The organism is Roseinatronobacter sp. NSM (assembly GCF_052379845.1).
Classification (GTDB): Bacteria; Pseudomonadota; Alphaproteobacteria; order Rhodobacterales; family Rhodobacteraceae; genus Roseinatronobacter.
In genome coordinates, this window is record NZ_JBQTCF010000066.1 from 1 (window position 1) to 7,867 (window position 7,867).

Sequence of the window (7,867 nt, forward strand, 5' to 3'; positions counted from 1 at the left end):
AGGCGCCCGCGAGGGCGCCTTTTTGGGGGGTGTGTATGCGGGGTGCTACCCGCGCGGTTCGCTAAGCAACCCTTTGATCAGCGCGTAGCACGCCAGCACCAGAACTATGGCAAATGGCAACCCTGTTGACACGGACGCGGCCTGCAACGCGGCCAGCCCGCCCCCGATCAGCAGGGCCGCAGCCACCAGCCCTTCGAAGATGACCCAGAAAATCCGCTGGCTGACCGGCGCATTGATCTTGCCGCCTGCCGTGATTGTATCAATCACCAACGACCCGGAATCTGACGAAGTAACGAAGAAAACAATCACCAGAATGATGGCAATCGTCGATGTGATGGCCGCCAGCGGCAGTTCCGACAGCATGCCAAACAAGGACAGTTCGGGCACATATGCCGCAATAACATAGCCATAAACCGCACTGTCGGTCACTGTGTTGATCAACTGGTCAATGGCGGTCCCGCCGAAAACTGTCATCCAGATTGCAGAAACAAAAGTCGGGATCAGCAATACACAGGTCAGGAATTCGCGCACGGTGCGGCCCCGGCTGACGCGCGCGATGAACATACCCACAAAGGGCGACCAGCTGATCCACCATGCCCAATAGAAGGCTGTCCACCCTTGGCGGTAGCCGTCATCTTCGCGCCCGATCGGGTTGGACAAATTGATGATTTCACCAAAATACGCCCCCAGATTGCCCAGAAACTGCGTGACCAGTGTTAGTGTCGGCCCCACCAGAGCCACGAACCCCAACAGCAGCACCGCAAGCCCCATGTTGATTTCCGACAGCACTTTCACACCGCCATCAAGCCCGCGCAGCACCGAGACCAGCGCCATACCGGTAATGATGACGATCAGGATGACAGACGGTGTTACCGTGTCATTGATCCCCTCAATCCCGAAGACAAACCCGATGCCTGCCGAAGCCTGTTGCGCCCCAAGGCCCAGGGACGTGGCCAACCCGAACAATGTGGCAAACACTGCCAGAATGTCGATGATATGGCCCGGCCAGCCCCAGATGCGTTCCCCGAAAATGGGGTAGAAGATGGACCGCACCGTCAAGGGCAGCCCCTTGTTATAGGCAAATAGCGCCAGCGACAGCGCGACGACCGCGTATATTGCCCAAGGGTGCAACCCCCAGTGATAGATGGTCGCGGCCATTGCGGTCAGGCGCGCGGCTTCTACGGCGGCAGGGTCCACAAGAACGCCGTCAACAATGCCTATGTCACGCATCAGCGGCTGATCGCCCCATGGCGTGCCGAAGTAATACACAGGTTCAAGCACCCCAAAGAACATCAGGCCAATGCCCATGCCAGCGGCAAACAGCATCGCAAACCAGCCCGCGTAACTGTAATCGGGCGTTGCATCGACACCGCCAATGCGCACCCGTCCCAGCGGCGAGACCAGAATACCCAGACACACCAGCACAAACAGATTGCCTGCCATCAGAAAGAACCAGTCGAAGCTGGATGTCAGAAATCCGCGCAGGTCCGTCAGGATTGGGCCGATCTGGTTTTGAAAGGCCAGTGTGATGATGACAAACGCAACGACCACCAACCCCGAAATGGCAAAGACCGGGTTATGGATGTCCAGCCCGAACGGGCCGATTTGCGGGGTTATGTTATCCTGTCCGATCTCATAATCGGTATCGATGATTTCGGACGCCCCTTCGGGTTCGGGCAGGGCTTCTGCCTGGTCGGTATGTGTGTCGTCATCGTCATGGTTCGACATGTTCTTCTCCAGTTTTCGTGACGTATGGGTGGCCCCGCCGCCAAAGCCGCCGGGGCATAAATCTTCTGTGCCCGGTGTCAGCTGTTTGCGCGCACCAAAAACACCGACGCCTTGGACCGCGCGGCAATGGTGTCGCCATGCCCGGCCCAGACATAATCCAGCGCATTGGGCGCATGGGTCTGCATGACGACCAGATCCCCGCCCAGATCCTCAATTGCGGCAAGCAGGGTCTTGTCTGTGTCAATTGTGGGGTCGGGGCTGATGCAGGCGGTGGCGCTACTTTTCAGGCCATGCGCTGCGCCTTGTTCCTGCGCGAAGGCCTGCAGCTTGCGTTCATATTCCTGCGGGGTATGGGCAACCGAACTGGGTGCCGTGCCAGTCACCCCCACAAAGCAGATTTCCGCCTTGTAATGAATTGCCAGATCAAGCGCTGTTTGCAGTGCTGGTGCCAATTGGTCGACATGTGTCAGGTCGACCGGAAATATCACTTTCCGATACATGGTCCCTCCTGTTGTCATTAGGGGACAGATTTATGATGATTGAACGCTTAATGGTAACACAGGCGTGAAGGGGGATTGCAACCCCTGCGGCGAAATAATGTGGAAATTCGACATATCAGGGCCAGCAAGGGCGGCTTTTACATTTGCGGGCGCAATGCTAGGTCTGTTTCAGACCATAACGGAGGCATGAGGAATGGATCTGGGAATTTCGGGAAAACGCGCGCTTGTCTGCGCCAGTTCCAAAGGGTTGGGGCGCGGCTGCGCCGAGGCATTGGCGGCCGAAGGCGTGCATCTGGTCATGAATGCGCGCGGGGCTGACGCGCTGGAAGCTGCGGCTGCGGAAATTCGCGCGGCCCACGGGGTTGATGTGGTCACAGTCGCAGCCGACATCACCACAGAAGACGGGCGCGCAAAGGTTCTGGCAGCGGCAGGCGATGTGGATATTCTGGTCAATAACGCTGGCGGCCCACCTCCGGGCATGTGGACCGACTGGAACCGCGATGATTTCATCAAGGCGCTGGATGCCAATATGCTGACGCCCATTGCCCTGATCAAGGCGCTGGTGCCCGCGATGATGGCGCGGGGCTGGGGCAGGGTGGTCAACATCACCTCGCAATCGGTGAAATCCCCGATTCCGGTTCTGGGCCTGTCAAATTCCGCGCGCGCGGGGTTGACCGGCTATGTTGCGGGCACATCGCGGCAGGTGGCGGGCAAGGGCGTGGTCATCAACAACCTGCTGCCTGGCATTCATGACACCGACCGCGCAACGTCGCTTGATGGCGGCGTGGCCAAGGCGGAAGGTATCAGCATGGACGCAGCGCGGACAAAGCGGCAGGCAACCATTCCCGCAGGCCGCTACGGCACCGCGCAGGAATTTGGCGCGGCCTGTGCGTTCCTGTGTTCGCAGCATGCGGGGTTCATTGTCGGGCAAAACCTGCTGCTGGATGGTGGCGCGGTCAACAGCACATTATAAGCGCGCTTTTCACGCAGGCCCGTTTCTGGCCCCCCGCAACCGGGGCCAAGGCGCATATACAACCGCACGGGGTTTGTGCGCCCCTTCCTGCTTCAATCACGAAGGGGCGCACGCCGCGATGGTGGCCGAACGCGGGCCTGTGTCGGAATGTCGGCTGAAAAGCGGCATTCCTTGCGTGCATTGCGCGCTTTGGATGTGCCAGGATGTGGCTGGCGCGGATGCGTGTGGCGCACACCGTTATTCCCTGCAAAACATGCTGCGATCCAGAAACCTGTTTTTGCGTGCAGGTGGGTTCGGGTCAAAAGTGGATCATGAAACTTCACATTGTCATTGTCGAACCGGATCAGGGCGGCGTGGGGCTGATGACGGAGAGCCCGCGCCCCCTGGACCACTCGATGGGCAGATCAATCTTGCTGCAAAAGGATTTGGGGGCGCGCGGAATTGCGGTGCAGTGCAAAGGGCCATTGCACTTGTGGGTGCAGGCTCCGGGGCAAGTTGGAAACCACGAGGTCATTTTTATACGCCAGCCAAAGCAGGAAAACGCCCCTCAGGGCGCGGATCATATTGCGTGCATCACGCTGATTTGAAATTCGTTCACGCGCATCGCAATCTTGGCTTGCATTCCATTCCGACGTTACGCTACACGGCACATGCCGGAGAGGTGGCCGAGTGGTCGAAGGCGCACGCCTGGAAAGCGTGTAGGCGGGAAACCGTCTCGCGGGTTCGAATCCCGCTCTCTCCGCCACTTTCAGATACTGAATTCGACCAGGGGCCCCGATTGGGGCCTTTTTTCTTTTGGTTTCAAAGGGCGTTGGTAGGGCCATCCGCCCTTCGGAGACTGGGCGCTTGACGCAGAACGGGTCTCCGAATGGCCTGCGTCTCTCTTTGAACGCCCCTCGACGGTCACGGGACGGCGCGAAACATCCTAGCATTTCCAATGGGTTGCCCCGTTCAGGGGTTCGCCCCGTTCGCGAGTTAATCCGGTGACGGAGACGGACACGAAGGCGCAGGGCGGCCAGAAGGACGGCTCCGTGGCGGCCGATCGCCAAGTCCGGCGGAAGCGTCCGAAGCGAGCCAAGGCCCTGCCGGAAGTCTCTGATGACAAACAGACTTCGTGCCCTTAGCCTGGCGCAATGTCGAATGGTCCCTGGACGGATGAAGAGAACGACCTGATCGTCGCGGATTACTTCGCGATGCTGGCCGACGACATCTCCGCGCGCCGCTACAGCAAGGCCGAACACCGCCGCGCACTCCTCCCGCTGCTGAACAACCGGTCCGAGGGGTCCGTCGAGTTCAAGCACCAGAACATCAGCGCGGTGCTGAAGGGGCTCGGCGAGGACTGGATCCCCGGCTACAAGCCCGCGTTCAACTTCCAGATGACCCTGGTGGATGCCGTGGCGCGGTGGCTGGCGCTGAACCCCGCCTGGCTCGGGCGCGAACCTGGCCTGCAACCCGCAAGCGGTTTGCGCGAGGCGGCGCAGATCTGGGTGGGGCCGCCGCCGACGCTGTCGAACCAGCCGCCGCCGCAGGAGCTGGAGCAGATGCTGCACATCGCCCGCAAGTTCGATGTGGCGGGTCGGGACGAGCGCAACCGGGCCCTCGGCCGCGCGGGCGAGGAGCGCGTACTGGCGCATGAGCGCGCGGCCTTGCGGACGGCAGGACGGGACGATCTGGCGCGCAAGGTGCGTTGGGTGTCGGAGGAAGATGGCGATGGCGCGGGCTATGACATCGCGAGTTTCGCCCCGGACGGGCTCCCGCGGCTGATCGAGGTCAAGACGACGAACGGATGGGAACGTACGCCCTTCCACATCACCCGCAACGAGCTGGCCGTAGCCGAGGAGCGGCGGTCGGAATGGCGTCTGTTCCGGCTGTGGAATTTCTCCCGCGAGCCGAAGGCGTTCGAACTGCTCCCGCCGCTGGACGCCCATGTCTCACTGACGGCAACGTCATTTCAGGCGAGTTTTCACTGAGGCTCAGTCGAACACCTGCCCCGGCTGTTCGTGCCACGGCAGGGCCGCGACATCGGTCAGTTTCAACAGGGTCACGGCGGGCACCTCGCGCTTGTAGACCAAGCGCTTGAGGACCCCCGGCGCGAGATAGGCGAGCCGCAGCTGTCGACTGACATGGCGTTCGGCCAGCCCCACGGCTTTCGCCAGATCGGTGACCGTGTTGAATTCGCCAGCTTCCATGCGCCGCCGCCAGCCCCATGCCCGACCGATGGCGCGCAAGATATGCGGATCCTGCGTCCGGTCTTCGCTGGGCAGATAGGTGGCAGGCGGCATGATCTTCGGCCGCCCGTTCTTTTTGCGCACCTTGAGCGGCACGAAGATCTGGATGGACTCGTCGGGTTTCATCATTTCGCCGCCACCTTCTTTCGTGGGGCCATCATGTCGCGCATGACGCCCGAAACGCCGTTGGTCCGGACATCGATCACCAGACCTTCTGACGTCACGGTGACCCGGCGCACAAGCAACTGCACGATCCGGGTGTGCTCCGCAGGGAACAGCTGGCCCCAGACGTCATCGAACGTCTGCAGCGCGGAGATCACGTCGGCCTCGGCGAAGGCGTGACCCTCGCGCGCCAAGTGGGCGATGACCTGCGCCGTGATCGAGGGCGCGCGCATCACCCGCCGCAACTCGGTCACCACGGCCGCTTCCACGAGGTCGGCAGGAAGACGGCGCGGGATGCCCTCATCGCTGGGTTCGCGGTTTTTGATGACGTCCATCGAGACGTAGTACCGGTATCGCCGCCCGCCCTTCTTGGTGCTGCTCGGGGTCATGGCGGCGCCCGTGGCCGTGAAGATCAGGCCCTTGAGCAGCGCTGGCGCCTGCGCGCGGGTGTTGTTGGCCCGCTTTCGCGGGCTCTCGCGCAAGATGGCATGGACCTGATCCCACAGTTGCTCGTCGATGATGGCCTGATGTTCGCCGGGATAGGCCTTGCCCTTGTGGACCGCGTCGCCGCGATAAACGCGGTTCACCAGCACCCTGTAGAGATATCCCTTGTCGACCAAGGTGCCCTGCTTGTTGCGGAGCCCTTTGCGGCGCAGTTTGCGCGCCAGCACGGTCGCTGAGCCGACCTCGACGAACCTCTCGAAGATGCGCCGCACGGTGGTGGCCTCGTCTTCATTCACCACGAGTTTGCGGTCCTTCACATCGTACCCGAGCGGGACATAGCCGCCCATCCACATGCCTTTCATGCGGGAGGCGCGGACCTTGTCGCGGATGCGCTCTGCCGTGACCTCGCGCTCGAACTGCGCGAAGCTGAGCAGGATGTTCAGCGTCAGCCGCCCCATGGATGTCGTCGTGTTGAAGGACTGCGTGACCGACACGAAGGTCACGCCGTTGCGGTCGAAGACTTCGACCAGCTTCGAGAAGTCCATCAGCGACCGCGACAGGCGGTCGATCTTGTAGACGACCACCACATCGACCAGACCGTCCTCGATGTCGGCCAGAAGCTGCTTGAGGCCGGGCCGTTCCAGCGTCCCGCCCGAGATGCCGCCGTCGTCATACTGATCGCGGACCAGCACCCAGCCCTCGGAACGCTGGCTGGCGATGTAGGCCTCGCAGGCCTCTCGTTGGGCGTGCAGGCTGTTGAACTCCTGCTCCAGCCCTTCCTCGGACGACTTGCGCGTGTAGATGGCGCAACGTTGGCGCCGGATGGGATGTGCACGCTGATCCATCAATCATTCCCCCGCTTTCGTTCGCGCAACCCGAAGAAGCGGTAGCCATTCCAGCGTGTTCCGGTGATCGCCCGCGCTATCGCGGACAAGGATTTGTACGGTCGCCCCTGCCACTCGAATCCGTCCCGCAGGACCGTGATCGTGTGCTCGACCCCGTTCCATTCGCGGATCAGCCTCGTGCCGACCACGGGATTGCGAGGATCGGCGATCTGGCTCTTGCGTGTCAGGGTGCCGCTGACCTCGTCGACCAGCAGCTCCAGCATGCGCCGGGTTTCGCGATCAGGACCGCCATACGTCAGCTCCTGGATGCGGTAGGCCAACCGGCTCTCTAGGAACGCCCGGCTGTTGTTCGGCGCCGCCGTGGCAAAGATCGTCTGCCACTCCGCCTTCAACTGGGTGACGGACATGGACTTCAGCGCGGCCAGGCGCGCGGGGATGGGATCGGGCTTCGTCATGCGTTTCTCCGGTGAGTTGGAGTTGCATGACGGCATTGGTCGTCGGGATAGTGTAGGCAACGTTCTCCAGTATTGTCAGATACTTCGCGCACATCCTGCCCGAGCAGCCGAACCAGCCCGAGCGCCAGCAGGCCGCACAGTTCAGTGCGGCGCTCGGCGGGGGTCATCTGGTCGACCGGGAGCGGATCGGGGCGTTTCATGTCTCGGTTGCCTGTTTTGTTGGTGTGCTACCGATCAAAAGCCACCCAACTGTCCGAGGTGGGACATCTCAGCGGAACGGGATGCGGAAATGCGAACAGGGAGAGAACATCAGGGCTTGCCGATCACGGATTTGTCCGTGATTGTCGAAGGTTGAATCAATCGAGAGCAGTAGTTCATTGAGGTGAGTTCATGGCGCGCAAAGCATCCCCGATCGGTCCGCATGTTCTGGCGCTGATCGAGGATGCGCGCGTCGACCTCGCCCGAGCTGCCCTTGCCGTGCGCGAGGGCGACAATGAGCCGGAATTCAAGCTGCCTGAGGACGTTCCAGACC

At 61.6% G+C, this 7,867-nt stretch carries 9 protein-coding genes and 1 tRNA gene; 4 read left to right on the forward strand and 6 right to left on the reverse strand.

Annotated elements, in window-relative coordinates:
- Positions 1-45: 45 nt before the first annotated feature.
- Positions 46-1,728 (reverse strand): BCCT family transporter, encoded by a 1,683-nt coding sequence (locus tag ACTZWY_RS19260; protein ID WP_444792333.1) that lies wholly within the window; start codon positions 1,726-1,728, stop codon positions 46-48.
- A gap of 77 nt (positions 1,729-1,805) precedes the next feature.
- Positions 1,806-2,228 carry a universal stress protein gene (locus tag ACTZWY_RS19265; protein ID WP_444792334.1) on the reverse strand — a complete coding sequence of 141 codons (423 nt, stop codon included), beginning with the start codon at positions 2,226-2,228 and terminating at the stop codon, positions 1,806-1,808.
- Positions 2,229-2,421: 193 nt separating this feature from the next.
- Between ACTZWY_RS19265 and ACTZWY_RS19270 the strand changes: the two genes are divergently transcribed.
- The 4 genes from ACTZWY_RS19270 to ACTZWY_RS19285 all read left to right on the forward strand — a co-directional run bounded on the left by ACTZWY_RS19270 (position 2,422) and on the right by ACTZWY_RS19285 (position 5,171).
- On the forward strand, positions 2,422-3,201 hold the full coding sequence (locus ACTZWY_RS19270; RefSeq protein ID WP_444792335.1) for an SDR family oxidoreductase: 780 nt from the start codon (positions 2,422-2,424) through the stop codon (positions 3,199-3,201).
- Positions 3,202-3,404: 203 nt separating this feature from the next.
- Positions 3,405-3,788 (forward strand): hypothetical protein, encoded by a 384-nt coding sequence (locus tag ACTZWY_RS19275; RefSeq protein WP_444792336.1) that lies wholly within the window; start codon positions 3,405-3,407, stop codon positions 3,786-3,788.
- A 68-nt stretch (positions 3,789-3,856) separates the two neighbouring features.
- Positions 3,857-3,946: transfer RNA gene (locus ACTZWY_RS19280), tRNA-Ser, on the forward strand.
- Positions 3,947-4,334: 388 nt separating this feature from the next.
- A complete protein-coding gene (locus ACTZWY_RS19285) occupies positions 4,335-5,171 on the forward strand; it encodes a DUF3883 domain-containing protein (RefSeq protein ID WP_444792337.1) in 837 nt (278 codons plus the stop codon).
- A 3-nt stretch (positions 5,172-5,174) separates the two neighbouring features.
- On the opposite strand, the gene ACTZWY_RS19290 is transcribed toward ACTZWY_RS19285, so the two are convergent.
- From ACTZWY_RS19290 to ACTZWY_RS19305, 4 genes are all read right to left on the reverse strand, one after another.
- Positions 5,175-5,558, reverse strand: a complete 384-nt coding sequence (locus tag ACTZWY_RS19290) for a hypothetical protein (RefSeq protein ID WP_444792338.1) — start codon at positions 5,556-5,558, stop codon at positions 5,175-5,177.
- On the reverse strand, positions 5,555-6,880 hold the full coding sequence (locus ACTZWY_RS19295; protein WP_444792339.1) for a recombinase family protein: 1,326 nt from the start codon (positions 6,878-6,880) through the stop codon (positions 5,555-5,557). Before ACTZWY_RS19295 ends, ACTZWY_RS19290 begins: the two co-directional genes overlap by 4 nt.
- Entirely contained in the window at positions 6,880-7,335 is a 456-nt protein-coding gene (locus ACTZWY_RS19300) for a DUF2924 domain-containing protein (protein WP_444792340.1), read from the reverse strand. Before ACTZWY_RS19300 ends, ACTZWY_RS19295 begins: the two co-directional genes overlap by 1 nt.
- A 309-nt stretch (positions 7,336-7,644) precedes the next feature.
- A partial coding sequence (locus ACTZWY_RS19305) for a hypothetical protein (RefSeq protein ID WP_444792341.1) occupies positions 7,645-7,867 on the reverse strand: 223 nt, incomplete at its 5' end.